This window comes from Billgrantia hypersalina (assembly GCF_052584175.1).
In genome coordinates this window covers 527,612-549,886 of the sequence record NZ_JBMIQI010000018.1, presented here as the reverse complement: position 1 = coordinate 549,886, position 22,275 = coordinate 527,612, and the positions used below count along the sequence as shown (strand labels likewise).

Genomic DNA, 22,275 nt, shown 5'->3' with positions numbered 1-22,275 from the left:
GGGGCTATGCACAACGATTCGCTCAAGACACTGGTGGTAGATGCACTGGAGGATCTCAAGGCCAAGGATGTCGCGCTGCTGGATGTCTCGCGCTTGACCAGCGTCACCGATCTGATGGTAATGGCCAGCGGTACCTCCACCCGCCACGTGTCGGCCCTTGCCGAGCACGTGGTGGAACAGGCCAAGGCCAGTGGTATCCAGCCCTTGGGCGTCGAGGGGCAGGCCGGATCCGATTGGGTCCTCGTGGACCTTGGCGATCTGGTCGTTCATGTCATGCTGCCCGAAACGCGTCAGCTCTACGACCTGGAGCGGCTCTGGGCCGACCTGCCTAACGACATGGAGCAGCAGGAGCACGGTGGCGCATGAGGATCCGCCTGCTGGCGGTCGGCACCCGCATGCCTGCCTGGGTCAACGATGGCGTCGAGGAGTACCGCAAGCGCCTGCCTCGCGATTTCAGCCTGGAGATCGAAGAGATCGCCCCAGGACAGCGCGGCAAGAACGCCGACACCGCCCGGGCCGTCGCCCTCGAGGCCAAGCGCTTGCGCGAGCGGCTTCGCGGTGACGAGCACATCGTGGCGCTCGAGGTCGGCGGGCGGGTCTGGAGTACGGAGCGTCTGGCCCAGGAGGCCGAAGGTTGGCGGCTCGGCGGGCGGGACGTGGTCCTGCTAGTCGGCGGGCCGGATGGCCTCGAAAGCGAGCTCTCTGCCGCTGCGGACCAGCGCTGGTCGCTTTCACCGTTGACCCTGCCTCACCCCCTGGTCAGGGTCATACTGGCCGAACAGCTCTACCGCGCCTGGACCCTGCTGGTAGGACACCCCTACCACCGCTGAGCGGCGGCTTTCCGAAACCCTGAGTCGAGATCATTAGCCGGCATGTGCGACCGCCGTGACACCCTCAAGAATCCCGAGCAGGAGCTGCGCATCTTTCGCGTGCGCGCCTTCCTTGCTGCGCTGACGATACTGCTGCTGGTCGGGCTGCTGTCGGGGCGGCTCATCTATCTGCAGGTCGTTCAGCATGAAGTCTACAGTACCCGCTCTGAGAAGAACCGGGTGCGGGTGGAGCCGCTGCCCCCCACCCGCGGTCTGATCTACGACCGCAACGGCGAGCTGCTGGCCGAGAACCGGCCCACCTACAACCTGACCCTGACCCGGGAACGGGTCGACGACCTCGATACCACCCTGGATCGACTCGAAGAGCTGCTGGCGCTGAGTCCGGAAGAGGCCGAAGGATTCCGTGTCCGCGCTCGCCAGCCACAGCGTCCGTTCCAGCCGGCGCTGCTGATGAGCGATCTCGACGAGCTTCAGATCGCCCGGCTGGCGGTCAATCGGCATCGCCTGCCTGGGATCGAGGTCGAGGCCCAGCTGCTGCGCTACTACCCGGATGCCCCCATCATGGCTCACGCACTGGGCTATGTCGGCCGTATCAATGCCGATGAGTTGAAGACGCTGGACCCGGGGCGCTATGCCGGAACCCATTTCATCGGCAAGACCGGCGTGGAACGCTTCTACGAAGACGTATTGCATGGCGAGGCCGGTTTACGCCAAGTGGAAACCAATGCCCGGGGACGGGTGCTGCGTGAGCTGGGGCGCACCGATCCAGTGCCCGGGCAGGACCTGACCCTGACCCTCGACCGGGAACTCCAGAACCTGGCCTACGAACTTCTCGATGGCAGGCGTGGCTCCATCGTGGCCATTGTGCCCGGAACCGGCGAAATTCTGGCCATGGTGTCCGTCCCCGGTTTCGACAGCAACCAGTTCGTGACCGGGATCGACTTCACCTCGTATCGGGAGCTGCAGGAGGATATCGACCTGCCGCTTTTCAATCGTGCCATCCGCGGTCAGTATCCGCCGGGCTCGACCATCAAGCCCTTTCTCGCCCTGGCCGGCCTGGCGGAGGGAGTGATCACGCCGGATCGCACGATCAACGACCCCGGCTTCTATCAGCTGCCCAACGATAGCCGACGCTATCGCAACTGGCTGCGCTGGGGGCATGGTCGGGTGGACATGGAGCGCTCCATCGCTGTCTCCAACAATACCTATTACTACTCGCTCGCCCATGAGATGGGCATCGACCGTCTGCATGCGCAGATGAGCGCCTTCGGCTTCGGCCAGACGGTCGCGCACGATGTCTATGGCGAGAGTGGAGCGCTGATGCCCTCGCGGGACTGGAAGCGGGCTCGCTTCAATCAGCCCTGGTACCCAGGCGAAACACTCTCGGTCGGCATCGGTCAGGGCTACTGGCAAGTCACCCCGCTGCAGCTGGCAACGGCTACGGCGGTACTCGCCAATCGTGGCCGTTGGGTGAAGCCCCGCCTGGCGAACCGGATCGGCGAAGCGCCGGTGCCGACGGAATTGCCGGATACTCCCGGCGACATCGTCATCCAGAACGAGGCCTGGTGGGATCGCGTCTTCGCCGGCATGGAGAAGGTGCTCACCGGCAACGAGGGGACGGCCAGGCGCACCGGTGTTGGGCTCGAGTACCGCATGGGTGGAAAATCCGGTACCGCCCAGGTCTTCTCGCTGGGGCAGGACCAGCGGTACAACGCAGAAGAGCTCGCCGAGCGCCTGCGCGACCACGCGCTGTTCATGGCCTTTGCCCCGTTGGAGGACCCTCAGATTGCAGTCTCCGTTATCGTCGAGAACGCCGGTGGTGGCAGTACCCATGCGGCACACCTTGCACGGGCCATGACCGATGCCTGGCTATTGGAGGAAGAGGCGCCCGACGTCGAGGAAGTGCGCGAGGTATTGGAGAACGACAACAGTACCGTGGCGGGGAACTGAGCGATGGCGTTGATGGGCTTGATGAAAGGACTGCGGGCGCGGCCCGTGCGGGCGCCGCAAAGCGGCATTTCGCGACGCAGGAGTCTATGGGAGCGAACGCATCTCGACCCGTGGTTGCTGGCATTGCTGCTGATACTGCTGGTATCGGGGCTCGTAGTGCTCTACAGCGCGAGCGGCCAGCGTATCGAGGTGGTCATGGCACAGGGAACGCGCTTCCTGGTGGCGCTCGTGGTCATGCTGATCCTGGCACAGCTGCCACCCGCCACGCTGATGCGCTGGGCGCCGCTGATGTACGGCGCCGGCCTGTTGATGTTGATTGCGGTCGAGCTTGTGGGCGATTTCGGCATGGGCGCACAGCGCTGGCTGGAGATACCCGGGGTGATTCGCTTCCAGCCTTCCGAATTGATGAAACTGGCCATGCCGCTGATGCTCGCGGCATGGCTTAGCCGACGCCCGTTGCCTCCACGCTGGAAAGATCTGCTGGTGAGTGCCGTGTTGCTCGGCTTGCCCGTCGTGTTGATCGCCAAGCAGCCGGATCTGGGCACCTCCCTGCTGGTGGCCTGTGCCGGTATCTTCGTGGTATTGCTGGCGGGCCTCTCTTGGCGCTTCATTGGCCTGCTCTGCGTCGCAGCGGCTGCGGCACTGCCGCTGCTATGGATCAATCTTCACAACTACCAGCGCCAGCGGGTGCTGACCTTCCTCAACCCTGAGAGCGATCCCCTGGGGGCGGGCTGGAACATCATTCAGTCGACGACCGCCATCGGCAGCGGCGGGCTGTGGGGCAAAGGCTGGCTGCAGGGAACCCAGTCGCAGTTGGAATTCCTGCCCGAGCGCCACACCGATTTCATCGTGGCCGTCCTCGGCGAGGAGTTCGGCCTGGTGGGCATGCTGCTCGTGCTGGGACTCTACCTCCTCATCGTGTTCCGCGGGCTGTGGCTTGCCGCGTCGGCGCACGATACCTTCGGCCGGTTGCTTGGGGGGAGCATCATACTGACCTTCTTCATCTATATCTTCGTCAATGTGGGCATGGTCAGCGGGATCTTGCCGGTTGTGGGCGTTCCGCTTCCGCTGGTGAGCTACGGGGGAACCTCCAGCGTGACCTTGCTGGCGGGATTCGGTATTCTCATGTCGATTCACGGGCACCGGCGACTACTGCCGCGCTAGCCGGTTTTTAGGCCCAGTCAGGGAGTGGCACAAGCATGACGCCATTGTGTAGTTGGAAAGGGGCCGGGGCTGCTGCGTTGACGGCCATGTTCCTTGGAATGCCGGCGCCGGCTCTGCACGCGGCGGATTTCGCGCCGGAGCGGCACGAGGGTGCAAGGCAACTGGTGAATGAGCTGGCCGAGCGCGGCATCGAGCGCGAATGGCTGGAGGCGGCCCTGCAGGGTGCCGCTTTCCAGCAGGGCGTGCTCGATGCCATGGCGGGTGCGGCGGAGCGGCGGCTGCGCTGGGACGAATACCGGGAGATATTCCTGCAGCCGGAGCGAATCGCCCGGGGCGTGGCCTTCATCGATTCTCACGACGAGGCCTTCGAGCGCGCCCAGGCCGAATATGGTGTGCCGCCTGAGATCATCGCCGCCATCATCGGCGTTGAAACCAGTTACGGCCGCTTCACTGGCCGCCATCGTGTCATTGACTCGCTCTCCACGCTGGCTTTCCACCACCCCGCGCGTGGCAGCTTCTTCCGCGGCGAACTGGCAGCTTTTCTCGAAATAGCGCATGAGCAGGAGGTGGAGCCCGGCAGTCTCACGGGTTCCTATGCCGGCGCCATGGGTTACCCCCAGTTCATCCCCACCAGCTACCGCGCCTATGCCGTTGACTTTGACGGCGATGGCCAGCGTGACCTGTGGGCCAATCCCGTCGATGCCATCGGCAGCGTGGGGAACTATTTCGCCGAACATGGCTGGCGCCGAGATGAGCCCATCTATGTCGAGGCCGAGGGGCCCGAGACGCCACCTGAGTCGGTCGAGTTCAACCGCACCCTGCGGCCCTATGCCGAGGTGGGCGAACTGGCGCGGGAGAGAGTCGTATCGCCCGCCGGGCTCGATCCGAAGCAGCGGGTGATCCCGCTGGCACTGGAGGTCGACGAAACGTCATGGCGCTACCGCCTGGGCCACGAAAACTTTTATGTCATCACCCGTTACAACCACAGCCACCTCTATGCCATGGCCGTGACCGAGTTGGCCGAGGCAATAGCGGATATGCGCGACCTCGAGCCTTTCCCGCTGTCCGTATCCTTGTCTGTTGAGCAGGAGGAGTCACTGTGAAAGTCCTGGGGTTGGTACTGGTCGTGTCAACGCTGATGGCAGGCTGTGCCGGCAGCGGTTCGAGTGCGCCGGCGCAGCGTGACGGGGCGCCTTCTACGTCGGCGGAGCGTTACGCCATGAGTGGCGATGCCTACCCCCAGGATCCACCCGACGTCAGCCAGATCCCCGATGCCGTGCCACGCGTGGAGCCCCCCTCGCGTGGGGGCAATCGCCCCGTCTATGAAGTCTGGGGCAAGTCCTACAATGTATTGCCGGACGCCCGTGGCTACGAACGCCAGGGGACGGCGTCATGGTATGGCGAGAAATTCCATGGCTATGCCACGTCCAACGGCGAAATCTACGATATGTACAAGATGAGCGCAGCGCACCGCTCCTTGCCGTTGCCCACCTATGCCCGAGTCACCAGTCTCGACAATGGCCGCTCGGTGATCGTGCGCGTCAACGATCGCGGCCCTTTCCATAGCGACCGCGAGATCGACCTCTCGTATGCCGCTGCTGCAAGGCTCGATATACTCGACCGCGGTACGGGCAGGGTAAAGGTCGAAGCGATCGACCCCGAGGCCTGGCTGGCAGAGAATGGCAGCGTAGAGACGAACCGAACGGCTGAGGGCACTGTCCAATCCGCGCCCGACAGGGCGTCACGCAGCGACGCTGCAGCACAGGCCGGCGCGGGGGCGACGTCCCGTGCCGCCCCCAGTGCAACCTCCGAAGCCAGCGCAAGCAACGAAGCCGACAGCGACGCGGAAGTGATCTATTTGCAAATCGCAGCGCTGGGTTCGGCCGATAGCGCACGTGCGCTCAAGGCTCGCCTGGAGCGCGAACTGTCGCATCCCGTGCGCGTTGCGGATGCTACCGGCATGTATCGGATCCAGGTGGGGCCTCTGGCGCACACCGGGCAGGTCGAACCGGCTCGGGCAGAGCTGAGGCGTGCCGGTTTCGATCAGGCCTTTATCGTCAACGACGCCGATTGATCGGCGCTTGTTACACCCTTGACCTTTCTCGACGTAGCGATGAGATCCATGCCCATGCGAGTGCTGCTTTCCCGTTTCCGTTCGCGGTTTCTGCCGTTGACGCTGCTTGGCCTGCTGTTGGTCGTATCCCAGGCGCTGGCGCAAGCCGTGCCTCAGCCCCAGACCATGATTCCGGCACCGCCTCAGATCGCGGCGAAATCCTGGATCCTCATGGATGCCGACAGCGGCAGGGTGCTGGCAGAGCACAACGCCGACGAGCGCCTGCCGCCGGCGAGCCTGACCAAGTTGATGACCGCCTATCTGGTCGAGCGTGAGCTGGACCGCGGCAACATCAGCCTGGACGACGCCGTAAGCGTCAGCGAGAACGCCTGGCGTACGGGCGGTTCCAAGATGTTCATCGAGGTCAACACGAACGTCTCGATACGCGATCTACTTTACGGAATCATCATCCAGTCCGGCAATGATGCCAGCGTCGCCGTCGCCGAGCACCTTGCCGGTGGCGAAGCCCCCTTCGCCGATATGATGAACCAGCATGCCACGCGGTTGGGAATGGAAAATACCAACTTCGTCAATGCCACCGGTCTGCCGCACCCCGAACAGTACTCCTCGGCACGTGACATGGCCAAGCTCTCCCAGTACATCATCGGCGACTATCCCGAGCATTATGCCATCTATGCCGAGAAGTACTTCACTTATAACGATATTCGTCAGCCCAATCGCAACCGCCTGCTATGGCGCGATCCCACGGTGGATGGCTTGAAGACGGGCCACACCAATGAGGCGGGTTATTGCCTGGTCGCATCGGCCAAGCGTGACGATATGCGCCTCATCTCCGTCGTCATGGGCACCGAGTCGGAAGAAGCCAGGGCGCAGGAAACCCAGAAGCTTCTCAGCTATGGCTTCCGCTATTACGAGACGATGAACCTCTACGATCAGGGGGCGGTATTGAACTCGCCGCGTATCTGGGGCGGCGATAAGGACGAGCTGCGCGTCGGCGTCGACAGCGACGTCTCCATGACATTGCCACGCGCCCGCAATCAGGAGCTCAATGCTCGCCTGGACATTCGTCCGGACCTCACCGCACCGATCAACCTCGGCGAACAAGTGGGTATTCTCGAGGTGCGCCTCGGTGAGGAGATCGTGGGCGAACACCCCCTGGTCGCTCTCGAGTCGATCGAGGAGGGCGGCCTGTTCAAGCGCCTGTTCGATCAAGTGCGTCGCTTTTTCAGCAATTTGCTGAGCGACTGGCTGTAGCCTTGGTCGGCGGCCGATAGTTGAGTAAAATGCTCGGATATCACCTTCGCGACTCGGGCTGAGAGCCATGCCAGACGACAAATTGCGCGATTTGCGCCGGGTATCCGCGACGAGCGGCCCGGCGGCGTCGCCGACCATTACCTTCCCCTGCGATTACCCCATCAAAGTGGTGGGGGATGCTGCTGAAGATTTCACAGCCACCGTCTGCCAGGTGGTGCTGCGCCATGACGACAGCTTCGATGCCTCCAGCATCGAAGTCGTGGAGAGCCGTACGGCCCGTTTCCTGTCGGTCAGGCTGACCCTGCGGGCCACTGGCGAGGAACAACTCAAGGCACTGTTCGCTGACCTGAAGGCCACGGGTCGCGTCCACATGGTGGTGTGACATGACCGGGGACGGCCGTGTGCCGCCAATTGCCCTGCAGGCCCTTGGGCGTCGCTCCTATCTGCCCGTATGGCGGGCCATGCGTGAGCTGACCGATCGTCGCGACGAGAGCACCCGTGACCAGTTCTGGCTGGTGGAGCATGAGCCGGTCTTCACTCAGGGGCAGGCAGGCAAGCCCGAGCACCTGCTGATGCCAGGCGATATACCCGTGGTGCAGACGGACCGTGGCGGGCAGGTTACCTATCATGGTCCGGGGCAAGTGGTGCTCTATCCGTTGATCGACGTGCGCCGGGCGAGACTCGGCGTGCGCGATCTCGTCACGGCGCTCGAGAGTGCCGTGATCGCTTTACTGGGCAAATATGATGTCGAGGCACATGCTCGCCCCGATGCACCCGGTGTCTATGTCGGTGAGGCCAAGATCGCCTCGCTGGGGCTGCGTATTCGGCGTGGTGCGAGCTACCACGGCGTGGCGCTCAATATCGACGGCGACCTGTCGCCTTTCCAGCGCATCAATCCCTGCGGTTATGCCGGCATGGCCATGACGCGCCTGGCCGACTTGATTGCCGAGCCGCCTTCCACCGAGCAAGCTGGCTTGCAGCTTGCCCACCGCCTGGCAGAACTGCTGGGCCGAGAGCTGCTTGAATGGGACGAACCATTGGCTCTGGCCCCTGTCCACGAGGCCGGGAGTCTCTGAGCGCGTTTATTCTGTTGCGGGCGTTGACGGCATGATAGGCACAAGAGGCGATCTCGACGTCGCCTCTTGTCATTAGCGGAACGTGTCGGCGGTGGGTGAGTCAGCCGACATTGACTGCCTGGATGCGGTTGGGGTCAGGTTCCTGGCCGGGTACGGCCGCGGGGGCCGCCAGCCCCAGGTTATTTTTCTCGAACACCCGGTCGGCTCGGTAGCTGGAGCGCACCAGTGGCCCGGAAGCGACTTCCATGAAGCCCTTCTCCAGCCCCAGGCGGCGATAACGTTCGAACTCGTCAGGCGTCACCCAGCGCTCCACCGGCAGATGATGGCGGGTGGGGCGCAGGTACTGGCCGAGAGTGACGATATCCACATCGATGGCGCGCAGGTCGTCAAAGGTGGCCAGTATCTCCTCGTCCGTCTCCCCGAGGCCCAGCATCAGGCTGGTCTTGGTGAGCACCTCGGGGCGATGGCGCTTGGCGTGGGCCAGTACGTCAAGGGTCTTGCGATAGCCGGCACGCGGGTCGCGCACGTCATGGGTGAGTCGTTCTACCGTCTCGACGTTCTGGGCGAACACCTCGAGGCCGGCATCGATCACGCGCTCGATGGCAGCCGGGTCACCATCGAAATCGGGTGTCAGCGCCTCGACCACCACCGCCGGTGTGTTGGATTTGATGGCGCGAATGCATTCGGCGTAGTGCGATGCACCGCCATCGGGCAGGTCGTCCCGGTCAACCGAGGTCAGCACCACGTAGCGCAGGCCCATCAGTTCGACCGATTTGGCGGTATTGGCGGGCTCCTCGCTGTCCAGCCAGCCGCGTGGATTGCCGGTATCGACGGCGCAGAAGCGACAAGCACGCGTGCATACCGAGCCCATCAGCATGATCGTGGCCGTGCCGTTGCTCCAGCATTCGCCCATATTGGGGCAGTGGGATTCGGCACATACGGTGCTGAGGCGATGCTCGCTGACATTGCGCTTTACCGCCTCGAAGCGACCGCCGCCGGGAATCTGGGCGCGCAGCCAATGAGGCTTGCGCCCCGGTTCCGGGCGCTCCTCGGTCTGGTGGCGTTGCTTGATGCCATCCTTGATGGCGGCGAAGCCATGTTCGGTACGAAATTTCGCACCGCTAGGCACGCGTTTTGAGGTGCTGTCGCTCATAGGGTGTGAGCCCCTCCACTCGGCGGCTGCAACAACCATGCGGCGGAAAAACGGTAGGCCATGACCGGGGGCCTACCGGTTCACATGGTATGCAATTGATACGTTGGTCGCAGGCCCGTAATCTAACATATCCCTCCTGCCCGGCACAGCGATGCCCGCTCAGCCGTGTGAGAGCGGCAGACAGACGACGCCGTGGTCGGGTATCGGTTGCGGCGGTGCCTTGAAGTGCTCCTCGATCTCCCCCAGTCGCTCGCGCACGAAGCGCAGGAAGAGCTCGGTCACCGGGGTGGGAAAGCGATCCCGGGGATAGACCGTGCACCAGGAGCGGCGCAGAGGGAAGCCCGGCAGCGTAAGCTCGGCCAGCAACCCCGCGCCAAGTTCCAGGCGAACGGCAAGCCGAGGCAGAACCGTGACGCCCAGATGCGCCATCACGCCCTGCTTGATCGCCTCGTTGGTCCCCAGCTCCATGGTATGCTGTAGCGCGACGTCCTGTTCGGCGGCAAGCTGCTCGAAGGCGGTGCGCACGCCGGAGCCCGACTCGCGCATCAGCAAGTAATGGCGAGCGAGATCCTCCAGCGTCGGTGAATCGGCTTCCAGCAAGGGATGCCCTGGCCAGACGATGGGTATCAGCTCGTTTTCGAGGAAGGGCATGAAGACCAGGTTGTCGTCGTCCTCGGGCACCATCGCCATGATCACCAGGTCGTCGCGGCGGGCCGCCAGGCGTTCCAGGGCCTGGCTGCGATTGCATACCCGCAGCCGTACCTGGACGTTGGGGTAATGGGCGCGGAAGCGGGCGATGAGGTGCGGTACCACGTACTGGGCGGTAGAAACCGCCGCCAGGTTGAGTTCCCCCGAGATCGTGCCATCCATGTCCGACAAGGTCATTTGCAGACGCGATACCTGGCCGAATATGGCCTGGGTCGATGCCGCCAGGGCATCGGCCGCGGGCAGCAAGTGCAGCGTCCTGCCGGTGTACTTGAAAAGCGCCTGGCCCAGCGCCAGCTCGAGCTGGCGAATCTGCGCACTGACCGCCGGCTGAGTCAGTCCAAGCTGTTCAGCAGCGCGCGAGTAGGAGTGCTGGCGATACACGGCTAGAAAGACCTGCAGCTGGCGAAAGGTCAGGCGATTGAGCAGGCTTGGCGTCGTCATCGGTCGATCCGCTGGAGGGCACGGGAGGCCCGGAGATGCACCCTTTTGATGCTAACACTGCCGGCGCCCAGGGTCATGCCGGTAGCCTGCGCTGAGGAAATCGAGCCATGCAGACTCCGATACGGGAGGCGTCGCGCCGGGGACGCTGGCGTCGTGTCATGGTGGCAGGGCTTGGGCTTGCTGCCCTGCGTGCCGGCCAGGCATGCACCGAGCTCGAGCTTGTCTGGAGTGCCGGCCATGACACGTCAGGTGAAGCTTTGGTCGAGCGGGCAAGTGAGTTGGGCTGCGATGCGCTGCATCCAGGTGAGGCGTTGCCTGGGGAGCAGTTGACGCTTGCCCGGGCCTGTGGTCGTGCCGGGATCGACTTCATCGGGCCGCGTGAAGGGCTGGTGGCGGCCATGTGTGACGATCGGGCGGCCCGCCAGCTGATGCGCGAGGCCGGGCTACCGCTGGGCGGGCCGGGGAGACAGGCTCTGCTTGTGCATCTGCCCGTTCTGGCAGACAGCCGAGGCCAGGCGTTGGCCTTGGTCGAGCACGAATGGCTAGGTGATGATTTCGCCATTGCCCCGAGCGAGAGGCTGACGCCCGAGCAGCGTGCCTACCTCGGCCAGCTAGCCGTGCAGGGGGCCAGGGCGGTCGGGCTGATTGGCCTGGCGACGCTAAGCTTCTCGCTGGTCAGCAATCGCCTGGGCTTCGTTGCCATGCGGCCCGGGCTGACGGGTTACGAGGGTCTGGCCGAGGTTCTGAGCGGGCTCGACCTGGCGGTCGAACAGATTCGCCTGGTGGCGGGCGAGCGCCTTCGGCGTCCCAGGGTCGGCCATATGGGGCATGGCCCGGGCCGCCCTGGCCAGGCGCGCTGGCGCCTCCTTCAGCCGGGCAACGGTCAATTGGGGGGTGGCCCCGGCGTCAGGCTCGATCGTCCTGCGGCGGAGGGAGGCGACACCAGGGCCCGACTGATGACGTGGGGGCGAGATGGTGTCGAAGCCAGGCGTCGCGAGTGCCGGGTGCTGGCGGAGTGGCGCGAAGCGGGCGGTATCGAAGCGGTCGTGACGTCCGGCAGAGAGTGAAGCGAACGATGTGACGAAAAATCGACAAAACGGCTGCTTTAAACCGACGCAGGGCGTACTATGCTTGTTGCATCGCAGCAAAAATTCTCCTCCTGACGTCGATGCGCTCTCGTCAGGGAACACTGGAGTCGAACATGAACTCACTGATGCCGACACCGCCCACCGAGGCGTTCAGCTTGCTTGATCCTTTCGGTTTTGGCCGTGCCGCCTTCGACTACTGGCGTGATGCCGTCGAACGCAGTGTGCTGTACATGGACGTGATGCGCGAGCGTGGCAACCAGTATCTCGAGCATATCGAGAAGACCAAGCCCAACGTACTCGGCTTCGACGCCGAGGTGATGATGGACGGCCGCAGCCTGCCGCGGCCGGTGAACTACGAGCTGATGCGGATCCTTCCCCCGGATGGGGTCGAGGTCGATCCCGAGGCCCGCCCCTTTGTGGTGGTGGACCCCCGTGCCGGGCATGGGCCCGGCATCGGCGGCTTCAAGCCCGACAGCGAGGTAGGTGTCGCCCTGCGTGCCGGACACCCCTGCTATTTCATTGGCTTCTTGCCTTACCCCGAGCCCGGCCAGACCGTCGAGGACGTGGTGGAGGCGGAGATCGCCTTCCTGCGTCGTGTCGTCGAGCTTCACCCGGCCAAGGGTGAGAAGCCGATGGTGGTGGGGAACTGTCAGGCGGGCTGGCAGATCATGATGGCGGCTTCGCTCGAGCCGGAGGTCTTCGGTCCGATCCTGATCGCCGGTGCGCCGCTCTCGTACTGGGCCGGCGAGCGGGGCAAGGCTCCCATGCGCTACACAGGCGGCATGACCGGCGGCAGTTGGATGACGGCGCTGGCCAGCGACCTGGGCAACGGCTTGTTCGACGGCGCCCTGCTGGTACAGAACTTCGAGCGGCTCAATCCCGCCAATACTTGGTGGGACAAGCAATACCGCCTCTTTGCCAATGTCGATACCGAAGCCGAGCGTTACCTTCACTTTGAACGCTGGTGGGGGGGGCATGTGGTGCTGGGCGGCGAGGAGATCCAGTTCATCGTCGACAACTTGTTCGTCGGCAACCGGCTCTCCACCGCTCAGCTGGTCACCTCGGATGGCCGGCGCATCGACCTGCGCAACGTGCGTTCGCCGGTGGTGGTGTTCTGCTCCCAGGGAGACGATATTACGCCGCCGCCACAGGCGCTGGGCTGGGTGCGCGACCTCTATGAGGGCATCGACGACATCATCGCCAACGAGCAAACCATCGTCTATTGCGTGCACGACACGACCGGCCACCTCGGCATCTTCGTGTCGGGCAGTGTGTCGCGCAAGGAGCATACGGAGTTCACCGCCAACATCGACTATATCGACGTGCTGCCGCCGGGCCTCTACGAGACCACGGTAACCAGCGCTGCCGAGCGCGAGGACGCCGAGCTGATCGAGCGTGACTACCTCCTCGAGTTCAAGGCGCGCTCCATCGAGGGGCTCAATCGGGATGTGCTCCAGCACCGCGAAGACGACGACCGGCGTTTCGCCACCGTGGAGCGTATCTCGGAAATCAACCTGGGGCTCTATCGGCTCTTCGTTCAGCCCTGGATTCGGGCAGTAATGACAACCGAGGCAGCCCGCCTGATGCGTCGCATGCATCCGATCCGCTTGGGCTACAAGCTGCTCTCGGATCGCAACCCGTTATCGGTACCGCTGCCGGTACTGGCCGAATGGGTGCGGCAGGATCGCCATCCCGTAGGCGAGGAAAACCTGTTGCGCAGTCTGGAGCTGGCCGCGTCGCGACAGATTTCCCACGGGCTCGATACCTGGCGCGAGATTCGTGACCAGAGCATCGAACATACCTTCCTCACCCTCTATGGCCAGCCCCTGCTGCAGGCGATGGTGGGGCTGGGCGGGGATGCCCATGTCCATCGTCGCCAGCCCGGCAGCGAACCGGAACATCGCCGCTTCATCGAGCGGCGCCAGGATGAGCTACGCCAGCGCGTGGCCGAGGGCGGCATCCATGAGGCGGTGATGCGCTCGGTCATTCATGTGCTGGGTGGCGCGCCTACCACCGATGAGCGCAACTTCAAGCGCCTGCGGGCATCGCGTGCCGAATTGGAGCCCGGCAGCAGCTTGTCCGACTTCAAGCATCTGGTGCGCGAGCAATTCTTCATCCTCAAGCAGGATCGAGACGCGGCGCTCGAGGCGATACCGCAGCTGCTGTCAAGCGAGCGAGCCGATGCGATTCGCGCTTCACTGGAGCATATCGACCACGTGCTGGCGGCTAGCGGCGAACTCAGCGAGCATGCCAGCAAGCGCTACGAGCACATCAAGGATCTCTTCGCCGAAGCCTTGGAGCGAGTCGATCCGGCGGCGAGCCGTCAGGCGCTAGCCGACCTTCACGAAGAGGTGGCGTCAGGTGCCAGGGCCGAAGTGACTGCCCGGGACGAAGTCAACAAGCTGCTCGAGGCGGATGCCGAGACGGTGACGCCGGTCAGGACGGCAACGGCCGCCGAGCGCAAGGCACCCACCCGAGGCGCGGCCAGGAACGCAACGAAGAAAGCCGTCGAGCAAGAAGGGGATGCTAAGACCGGTGCTGCGTCGGGCCGGGCGACAGCCAAGAAAGCCACAACCCGCAGGACGCGCAAGCGCTGAGCGAGACGTTTTTTCGGAGCACTTCCCGGCGCCCCTGTCGAGTCAAGACAGGGGCGCTACTTCTTTTATGCCTGGTTAAGGTCCTTCATGGCCAGCGTGCGCCTGAGCCTCTCTTGATGCTACGTTCAAGTTGCTGCTTTACTGCCGCCATGCGGAAGCGACTGGCGCGAAGCGGGTTGCTGGGGTAGGGTAAGCGGATTTTTCACCCCGTACGGAGCGTCCGCCGCGGACAGGCGGGCCGAAACCGTCAGGCGGAGCCAACCGACCCGCCTTGCAGAATGTGGAGCACTATGGGCAAGTCATTGGTCATCGTCGAGTCGCCGGCCAAGGCCAAGACGATCAATAAATATCTCGGCAGCGAATTCGTCGTGAAGTCGAGTGTGGGTCATATTCGCGACCTGCCGACCAGCGGCTCGGGCAAGGCGGCCTCCGATCCCAAGGAGCGTGCCCGCCAGGCAGCGGCAACCCGCAAGATGTCGCCCGATGAGAAAGCCGAGTACAAGAAGCACAAGGCCAAGGAACAGCTCATCCGGCGCATGGGTATCGACCCGGAGCATGGCTGGAAAGCCCACTACGAGATTCTGCCCGGCAAGGAGAAAGTCGTGGCCGAGCTGCAGAAGCTCGCCGAGAAGGCTGACGCGGTCTATCTCGCCACGGACCTTGACCGCGAAGGGGAAGCGATCGCGTGGCATCTCAAGGAGACCATCGGCGGCGATGACGAGCGCTACCGCCGCGTGGTGTTCAACGAGATCACCAAGAATGCCATCAAGGAGGCGTTCAAGGAGCCCGGCACACTCAATATTCCTCGTGTTGAGGCGCAGCAGGCGCGACGCTTCCTCGACCGGGTGGTGGGTTTCATGCTCTCGCCGCTGCTGTGGGCCAAGATTGCCCGCGGGCTTTCCGCCGGGCGCGTGCAGTCGGTGGCGGTGCGCCTGATCGTTGAGCGCGAGCGCGAAATACGAGCCTTCGTCCCCGAAGAGTTCTGGGACGTCCATGCCGATCTCGTGTCGAGCCATGGCGAGCCGGTGCGTTTCGAGCTGGTGCGCCAGCACGGCAAGGCATTCCGGCCCACCTCCGAGGCCGAGACACTCGAGCGTATCGCAGCGCTGCGCAAGGCCAAGCTTGCCATCACCGCGCGCGAAGACAAGCCCACCCGCTCGAAGCCGGGCGCGCCCTTTATCACCTCGACCCTGCAGCAGGCCGCGAGCGGTCGCCTCGGATTCTCGGTGAAGAAGACCATGACCCTGGCCCAGCGTCTCTACGAGGCGGGCTACATCACCTACATGCGTACCGACTCCACCAACCTGTCGCAGGATGCGCTGGCCATGGCGCGCGAGCACATCGAGCAGGCGTATGGCGAGCGCTACCTGCCCGAATCGCCCAACCGCTACTCGAGCAAGGAGGGCGCCCAGGAGGCCCACGAGGCGATTCGCCCTTCCGACGTCAATCGCAAGGCATCCGACCTGGCCGGCATGGAGCGTGACGCAGAGCGACTCTATGATCTGATCTGGCGCCAGTTCGTGGCGTGCCAGATGACGCCGGCGGAGTACCTCTCCAGTACGCTGACCGTGGAAGCCGATGGCTATGAGCTCCGGGCCAAGGGGCGCGTCCTCAAGTTCGACGGCTACACCCGCGTAATGAAGCCGGCCGGCAAGAACGAGGATCAGGCGCTGCCGGACCTCGCCGAGGGTACGCCCATGCAGCTCGCGGCGCTCGATCCCCAGCAGCACTTCACCAAGCCGCCGGCCCGCTATACCGAGGCAAGCCTCGTCAAGGAACTGGAGAAGCGCGGTATCGGTCGCCCGTCGACCTATGCCTCGATCATTTCCACCATCCAGGATCGCGGCTACGTCAAGTTGGAGAGTCGGCGCTTCTATGCCGAGAAGCTTGGCGACATCGTCACCGAGCGTCTCAAGGAGACCTTCCCCGACCTGATGGACTACTCCTTCACCGCGCGCATGGAAGACAGCCTCGACGAGGTGGCCGAGGGTGAGCGCAACTGGCGTGAGCTGCTCGATGCCTTCTACGCCGAATTTCGCGAAGAGCTGGAGGCCGCCGAGAGCGAAGAGGGTATGCGCCCCAATCAGCCGGTGCCCACCGATATCGACTGCCCCACCTGTGGGCGCAAGATGCAGATTCGCACGGCCTCTACCGGGGTGTTCCTGGGCTGCTCCGGCTACAACCTGCCCCCCAAGGAGCGCTGCAAGACCACCATCGACCTGCTGCCCGGCGACGAGGCGGTGCCCGCGGATGCCGGCGAAGAGGCCGAGGCCCAGGCGCTACGTGCCAAGCACCGCTGCCCCAAGTGCGGCACGGCGATGGATAGCTACCTGATCGACGAGACCCGCAAGCTGCATATCTGCGGCAACAGCCCCGATTGCGAGGGCCATGAGGTCGAGCACGGCAAGTTCCGACTCAAGGGCTACGAAGGGCCGACCATCGAGTGCGACAAGTGCGGCAGCGAGATGCAGCTCAAGTCGGGCCGCTTCGGCAAGTACTTCGGCTGTACCAACGAGGCGTGCAAGAACACCCGCAAGCTGTTGCGCAGTGGCGAGGTGGCGCCGCCAAAGATGGATCCCATCCCCATGCCCGAGCTTTCCTGCCAGAAGGTCGACGATCACTACGTGTTGCGTGATGGTGCCAGCGGCCTGTTCCTGGCGGCGAGCAAGTTCCCGCGCAACCGGGAGACCCGCCCCCCGCTGGTGCGCGAGCTCAAGGCGCACGCCAAGGAGCTGCCGGAGAAATATCGCTATCTGCTCGATGCGCCCAGCGAAGATCCCGAAGGCCGCCCGGCCCAGATCCGCTATTCTCGCAAGAGCAAGGAGCAGTTCGTCATGACCGAGGAAGAGGGCAAGGCGACTGGCTGGCGAGCCGTCTATGACAACGGCAGATGGCAGGTGGAGGACAAGCGCAAGTGACCCCGCGAGGCCGTACCAATCAACTGCTGTACCAGGCTGAGCTGATGCTGGAAGTCGCGCCCGGCAACGACGAACACGCCGAGGCGCGCCGCATGGCCGCCGAGGAATCGGCACTGGCGTTGACCGAGCTGGCGCTCGAGTCGCTGCTGCGCGAAGTGACGGAGCATGCCCGGCTGGCACGACACGACTGGCGCGACCTGCTCGGCAGCGAAGGGGCGGACATTGCCGAGCTGCATCGCCTGCGTGAGCTGGCGGCTCGCCCCGAGAGCTGGCTCGGCTGGCTGCTGCAGCGTATCGAGGCCCTGCACGACAGTGACGGCGTGGCGCGCCGCCGCAGCGCTTCCCAACCAGGACTCATCGCGGTGGGCAGCAGTGCGGCGCTGGGCGACGAGCTGAGGGCCTGCCTCAAGGAGGCCAAGCGGGAAATCGCCGCCCTGCGCGAAACCAGCCAGGAGTGGTGAGCGAGACATATCACATCCATGAACGAGACGGAGCCCCGTCGCTTGATACACATCAGGTAAGGTTGATGTGCGCCAGGCGCCGGGGCTTCGTCTTGGCCAGGCGGGAGACAGCAGCCTCGAAGATCAATGGCCTTTTTGCCAGACTGAAGGCAAATACCCACGCAAGGAGATGACCATGCCGGACAAACCCACCATGGAAACCGGGTCCAGCGTCTTCCTCTCACCCGAGATGCATGGCTACTGGTCCGATGAAACGCTGCGGGACGTGCCGGACGATGGCGGGGTCTACTGCGTATTCCGTGCCGGTCGCAAGCCTGATTCGCAGGATATGGAAGTGCAGCAGTTACTCTACGTAGGCGAGCATCGCAATGTACGTCATGAGCTGCAGCACCATCCCGAGAAGGAGACGTGGCATAAACTGCTCAAACCCGGCGAGGAACTCTGGTATTCACTGGGTATCTGCAGCCATGCCAACCGGGAACGCCTGCTGGCGGCAATGATTCATGCGCACAAGCCGCCCTGCAATGGCGCAAGCGAATACCTGGACCGCTTCCCTTTCCCCGAAACGACGGTGCATCTCTACGGCAAGAAGGACAAGCTGTTGAATCTCTTCACCGTCGAGCCGAAGGGATAGACCACAGGGACCGGACTAGACGTCCTTCGGCCCGCCGCGCTTCGGCTTGCCGGAGCGCGGTTTCTTCAAGGAGGAACCCGCATGCCTGGCAGTCCCGACACTTACCGCACCCGACTGTTTCCGGCCCTGGCCCCGCTGCTCGGTGCGCAGCCGCCGAGCGGTAACACGCTCGAGGCACATGCGCTGCTCGCCGATGCCCTGCGGGCCAGAGCCACTGACGTTCACCTGGACCCAGAGCCGGAGGGGTATCGGGTTCGCCTGCGCATCGACGGTCGTATCGTCGATGCGCTGCGGATGAACGCAGGGCAGGGAGCGCGATTGGTCAATCAGTTCAAGGTGCTTTCCAAGCTCAACCCGGTACCTTCGCTGGTGACCGCGGAGGGCAGCTTCAGTTGGGAGTGGGAAGAGCAGGGGGGAGAAGAGGTCTTCCTGCGTGTCACGGCAGTGCACTGCGTTGCCGGTGAGAAGCTCGCGATTCGCTTCCTGACACCGCCACAGGCTTTCGAGGATACGGCTTCGCTGGGAATTGGCGAGGCGGGAGCGCTGGGCATCAGGCATTGGATGGATGCCACGGGCAGCATGCTGCTCGTGGCCGGACCGACCGGTGCGGGCAAGACCACGACGCTCTACACCTTGCTTGGACAGCTGCGGCTCACCGATAGCCACGTGGTAACGCTGGAGGATCCCGTCGAATATGACATCCCCGGGATCAATCAGATTCAGGTGGATCTCGAGCATGGTCTGGACTTTGCCAGCGGCACGCGCTCGTTGCTGCGGCTCGATCCCGACTATGTGCTGATCGGCGAGATTCGCGATCGCGAATCGGCCATTTCCGCGTTGAATGTGACCAGCAGCGGGCGCTCGCTGATGGGGACCCTGCATAGTCGCGACGCCGTGGGAGTGGTGACCTCGATGCGCCAGCTGGGGCTCGAGGATAGTGATATCAGTGCCAACCTGGGGCTGGTCATCGCGCAGCGACTGGTGCGTCGACTCTGCGAGCATTGCCGTGAACGGACACTGCCGGACCGACGCGACCAGGAGTGGATGGAGGCCATCGGCATGGCGGTGCCTGAGCGGACCTGGCGTGCCACGGGATGTCCACAGTGCGATGGACTCGGTTACCGCGGGCGTATCGGGGTTTTCGAGATATGGCAACTGACACCGGAAGACCATGCGCGAATCCTGCGGCATGCCGACGAATCCGAGCTGCGTCGACACCTGCTGGAGCGTGGCATGTCGCTGATGCTGGCCGATGGTCTGGCCAAGGCCGAGGCGGGAGTCACTACTGTCAGGGAGGTGTTCCGCATGGGTGCGATGCTCTCCGTTTGACCCCTTTTATCTAGTTTGCAAGGGAGTGGCGCGCCGATGACCTTGAGACGCGTTTTCCGGCCACGCTTGCCCCGGGTTGGGCCCCCATGGGCTGGCTCATGTAACGTATCGCGACAGACAGCCGGCCGCCGATGCGTTATAAATCGCTGACATGAACCGGTCTACCCGTGAGGAGTCGATGAAGCCCCTTTCTCGCCGTCGCTTCGGCCAATTCGCCCTGCTTGCCCCCTTCACTCTGCTGATGGGGCGGGAGGCCCAGGCCAACCTGATCGAAGCCATGCTGGCGCGTGCTCATCGTCCGCGTCATGACAGCGAAGTGTGGATACTGGTAGACGATCGAGATTCGTCGCTAAGCCTTTATCGTGGCGAGCGTCTACTCGAGCGTTTTTCGCCGATTTCGCTGGGGCGTGGTGGAGCCGACACAATGCGCACCGAAGGGGGGAACGTGACGCCCAAGGGCGAGTTTCGCGTCAATCGCTTCAATCGGGAAAGCCAGTGGCACATTTTCGTCAGTCTGGACTATCCGACGCCATCCCATGCACGCATGGCGTTGGAATCAGGACTTTACACAGAGCAGGATTACGCAGATTATTTCGCCTACTACCGGCAGCACGGCTATCCGCCCCAGCGGACCGTGCTTGGAGGCTTCATCGGCCTCCATGGTCTCGGTAGGGCAGACCCGGAGGTTCATGCCAGCTATCACTGGACTCAGGGGTGCGTGGCGCTGACCGACGCTCAGATCGAGAGGCTTACCGAGCTAATCGACATTGGCACTCGCGTCGTCATCCGCTAGGCTCTAGATACGCAAGGGACGTTTCGAGCTATGGACAAGCGCGGTAAGGTATTATAAAACAGCGTTTGATTCCTGTGCTTGGCAGCAGTCGCTGCAAGATCCTGCTATGAGCAGGGGGAGCCTGGAACTCAGGCAACATTAACGCCGCTGCACACCTGTGCAGTACCAAGGAAGACTCAAGGAGAACATCATGACTCTGAAGACCACCCTGAAGCTGACCGCAGCTGCTGCTTCTCTGGCCATCCTGGCTGGTTGTGCCAGCAACGCAGCTCTGGACGAAGTGCGCCAGACTGCTGAAGCCGCCCAGGCCGACGCTGCCGAAGCTCGCAGCATCGCCACCCAGGCACAGAACACAGCCAACCAGGCGCAGCGTGACGCCCAGGCGGCTCTGCAGATGTCCGAGCAGAACCGCGAGGAAATGAACCGCATGTTCCAGCGCTCCATGCAGAAGTAATTCTGTCGAGTGCCTCATCGCCTTCGAGCGATGGCGGTTCTGCAACGAGAAAACCCCGCCAAGGCGGGGTTTTCTCGTAATGAGTATTGCTTGGCTAAGTGCTAGCGCCGGTAGGCCTCGAGCTCTTCGAACAGGCCGGAAACCTGGCTGACCTCAATCTCGGCGAACAGTCCCTCGGTAAGCCCTTCGTCGCGGTTCTCGGCTGGCGCCGTCGGCTCCTCCTCGGCGACCCGCAATAGCGAGACCAACAGGCCATCGGGCTGTTCTACCACGCGGCGAAGCTGGGCATAGTCGACCGGGGGACGTTCCTCGCCGAACGAGTTGGCCAGTATGTCCATGGCGTTGAGGATCGGTTCGAAGGTCCCTACGTTCTCTTCCAGCAGCGGAAAGGACTGTGCGTAAAGCACGCCATCCGACGACCAGGCGACCTTGAATGGCTGGTCGATGATGTTCACTTGCGTGCCGCTGGGCACGCGCTCGTAGAGCGACTCGATATCCTCGGGGAACATGCGGATACAGCCGCGGCTGGCGCGCATGCCGACGCCATCGGGCCGGTTGGTGCCATGTATCAGGTAGCTGGGCAGGCCGAGCAGGATGGCGTGGCGACCCAAGGGATTATCGGGCCCGGGCGGTACCACGGTGGGAGGCGGCTCGCCACGGGCGGCGGCCTCTTCGCGCATGGAGCGCGGTGGCGACCAGTGGGGATCCTTGACCTTGACGGTGGTGCGGGTCACGCCTACGGGTGTGGAGAAGCCGTCTCGGCCGATGCTGATCGGGTAAGTCTCGACGATGCCGGGGCGCGAGTAGTAGTACAGGCGCAGCTCCGAAAGGTTGACCACGATACCTTCGCGCGGCGCATCCGGCAGGATGTGCTGGGCGGGGATCAGCACTTCGGTACCGGGATGCGGCGCCCACAGGCTCACGTCCGGATTGGCCATGCGCATCTCTTCATAGCCGGCGTTGTGGCGCCGACCGATATCGATCAGCGTATCTCCCTCTTCGACGACGACCGTATAGGTCTCGCCGATCACGTTGCCTTCGTCGGGCAGGTGATAATGGCCGCGGGGCAGCTCCTGGGGGCTATCGGAGCCTTCCTCGGCAAGGGTATTCGTTGCCAGCAGGGCGGCGAGACCGAACAGGGCAGCGCCAAGGCCGATACGCCTGGCCAGTGTGGGGTTCTTCATGTACGTGGTGTTCTCGTCTCAAGGTCACCAGGCGGATGCCTGCCGAGAAGACAGGGGCCGCTTGGCGACGGTCATACGCCAGCCGCTGTGGTGGCGTCGGGTTCGTGTCGAGGCTGCGATGGGACACCTGCGCATAGTATAGCGTTCCCGCCCGATGCGGGAGTCCC

The 22,275-nt window shown here is 63.8% G+C and carries 20 protein-coding genes; 17 read left to right on the top strand and 3 right to left on the bottom strand.

Annotated elements, in window-relative coordinates; genetic code table 11:
- The first annotated feature begins 6 nt into the window (after positions 1-6).
- From rsfS to lipB, 9 genes are all read left to right on the top strand, one after another.
- Positions 7-366 (top strand): ribosome silencing factor, encoded by a 360-nt coding sequence (rsfS, locus tag ACOJCM_RS17045; protein ID WP_445213267.1) that lies wholly within the window; start codon positions 7-9, stop codon positions 364-366.
- Positions 363-830 carry a 23S rRNA (pseudouridine(1915)-N(3))-methyltransferase RlmH gene (gene rlmH / locus ACOJCM_RS17040; RefSeq protein ID WP_445213266.1) on the top strand — a complete coding sequence of 156 codons (468 nt, stop codon included), beginning with the start codon at positions 363-365 and terminating at the stop codon, positions 828-830. The genes rsfS and rlmH overlap by 4 nt, the downstream gene beginning before the upstream one ends.
- A gap of 42 nt (positions 831-872) precedes the next feature.
- Positions 873-2,780, top strand: a complete 1,908-nt coding sequence (gene mrdA, locus ACOJCM_RS17035) for a penicillin-binding protein 2 (RefSeq protein ID WP_445213265.1) — start codon at positions 873-875, stop codon at positions 2,778-2,780.
- Positions 2,781-2,783: 3 nt separating this feature from the next.
- Positions 2,784-3,944, top strand: a complete 1,161-nt coding sequence (rodA, locus tag ACOJCM_RS17030; protein ID WP_445213264.1) for a rod shape-determining protein RodA — start codon at positions 2,784-2,786, stop codon at positions 3,942-3,944.
- Between the two features lie 35 nt (positions 3,945-3,979).
- Entirely contained in the window at positions 3,980-5,047 is a 1,068-nt protein-coding gene (gene mltB, locus ACOJCM_RS17025; protein ID WP_445213263.1) for a lytic murein transglycosylase B, read from the top strand.
- Complete coding sequence (locus ACOJCM_RS17020) at positions 5,044-6,018, top strand: septal ring lytic transglycosylase RlpA family protein (protein ID WP_445213262.1); 975 nt, start codon at positions 5,044-5,046, stop codon at positions 6,016-6,018. The genes mltB and ACOJCM_RS17020 overlap by 4 nt, the downstream gene beginning before the upstream one ends.
- 54 nt (positions 6,019-6,072) lie before the next feature.
- The gene (locus ACOJCM_RS17015; protein WP_445213261.1) at positions 6,073-7,272 is read left to right on the top strand and encodes a D-alanyl-D-alanine carboxypeptidase family protein; all 1,200 of its coding nucleotides are present in this window, start codon (positions 6,073-6,075) and stop codon (positions 7,270-7,272) included.
- Positions 7,273-7,339: 67 nt separating this feature from the next.
- Entirely contained in the window at positions 7,340-7,654 is a 315-nt protein-coding gene (locus ACOJCM_RS17010; RefSeq protein WP_445213260.1) for an HP0495 family protein, read from the top strand.
- 1 nt (position 7,655) lies between these two features.
- Positions 7,656-8,348, top strand: a complete 693-nt coding sequence (lipB, locus tag ACOJCM_RS17005) for a lipoyl(octanoyl) transferase LipB (RefSeq protein ID WP_445213259.1) — start codon at positions 7,656-7,658, stop codon at positions 8,346-8,348.
- A gap of 100 nt (positions 8,349-8,448) precedes the next feature.
- Here lipB and lipA read toward each other — a convergent pair whose 3' ends face one another.
- On the bottom strand, positions 8,449-9,501 hold the full coding sequence (gene lipA / locus ACOJCM_RS17000) for a lipoyl synthase (RefSeq protein WP_445213258.1): 1,053 nt from the start codon (positions 9,499-9,501) through the stop codon (positions 8,449-8,451).
- A 159-nt stretch (positions 9,502-9,660) separates the two neighbouring features.
- On the bottom strand, positions 9,661-10,650 hold the full coding sequence (locus ACOJCM_RS16995) for a LysR family transcriptional regulator (protein WP_445213257.1): 990 nt from the start codon (positions 10,648-10,650) through the stop codon (positions 9,661-9,663).
- 107 nt (positions 10,651-10,757) lie between these two features.
- Between ACOJCM_RS16995 and ACOJCM_RS16990 the strand changes: the two genes are divergently transcribed.
- From ACOJCM_RS16990 to ACOJCM_RS16955, 8 genes are all read left to right on the top strand, one after another.
- On the top strand, positions 10,758-11,717 hold the full coding sequence (locus tag ACOJCM_RS16990; RefSeq protein WP_445213256.1) for an ATP-binding protein: 960 nt from the start codon (positions 10,758-10,760) through the stop codon (positions 11,715-11,717).
- A 134-nt stretch (positions 11,718-11,851) separates the two neighbouring features.
- A complete protein-coding gene (locus tag ACOJCM_RS16985; protein WP_445213255.1) occupies positions 11,852-14,335 on the top strand; it encodes a DUF3141 domain-containing protein in 2,484 nt (827 codons plus the stop codon).
- Positions 14,336-14,625: 290 nt separating this feature from the next.
- Positions 14,626-17,253, top strand: a complete 2,628-nt coding sequence (topA, locus tag ACOJCM_RS16980; protein ID WP_445213254.1) for a type I DNA topoisomerase — start codon at positions 14,626-14,628, stop codon at positions 17,251-17,253.
- Positions 17,250-17,714, top strand: a complete 465-nt coding sequence (locus ACOJCM_RS16975) for a DUF6586 family protein (RefSeq protein ID WP_445213253.1) — start codon at positions 17,250-17,252, stop codon at positions 17,712-17,714. The genes topA and ACOJCM_RS16975 overlap by 4 nt, the downstream gene beginning before the upstream one ends.
- Positions 17,715-17,889: 175 nt before the next feature.
- Positions 17,890-18,348 carry a hypothetical protein gene (locus ACOJCM_RS16970; protein ID WP_445213252.1) on the top strand — a complete coding sequence of 153 codons (459 nt, stop codon included), beginning with the start codon at positions 17,890-17,892 and terminating at the stop codon, positions 18,346-18,348.
- Between the two features lie 81 nt (positions 18,349-18,429).
- Positions 18,430-19,677 (top strand): GspE/PulE family protein, encoded by a 1,248-nt coding sequence (locus ACOJCM_RS16965; protein WP_445213251.1) that lies wholly within the window; start codon positions 18,430-18,432, stop codon positions 19,675-19,677.
- Positions 19,678-19,855: 178 nt separating this feature from the next.
- On the top strand, positions 19,856-20,470 hold the full coding sequence (locus ACOJCM_RS16960; RefSeq protein WP_445213250.1) for a L,D-transpeptidase family protein: 615 nt from the start codon (positions 19,856-19,858) through the stop codon (positions 20,468-20,470).
- Positions 20,471-20,660: 190 nt separating this feature from the next.
- Positions 20,661-20,924, top strand: coding sequence for an Lpp/OprI family alanine-zipper lipoprotein (locus tag ACOJCM_RS16955; protein ID WP_149326529.1), 264 nt, complete (start codon positions 20,661-20,663; stop codon positions 20,922-20,924).
- 101 nt (positions 20,925-21,025) lie between these two features.
- Here ACOJCM_RS16955 and ACOJCM_RS16950 read toward each other — a convergent pair whose 3' ends face one another.
- Positions 21,026-22,108: a L,D-transpeptidase family protein gene (locus tag ACOJCM_RS16950; RefSeq protein ID WP_445213249.1), complete on the bottom strand. Its 1,083-nt coding sequence runs from the start codon at positions 22,106-22,108 to the stop codon at positions 21,026-21,028.
- Positions 22,109-22,275 lie beyond the last annotated feature (167 nt).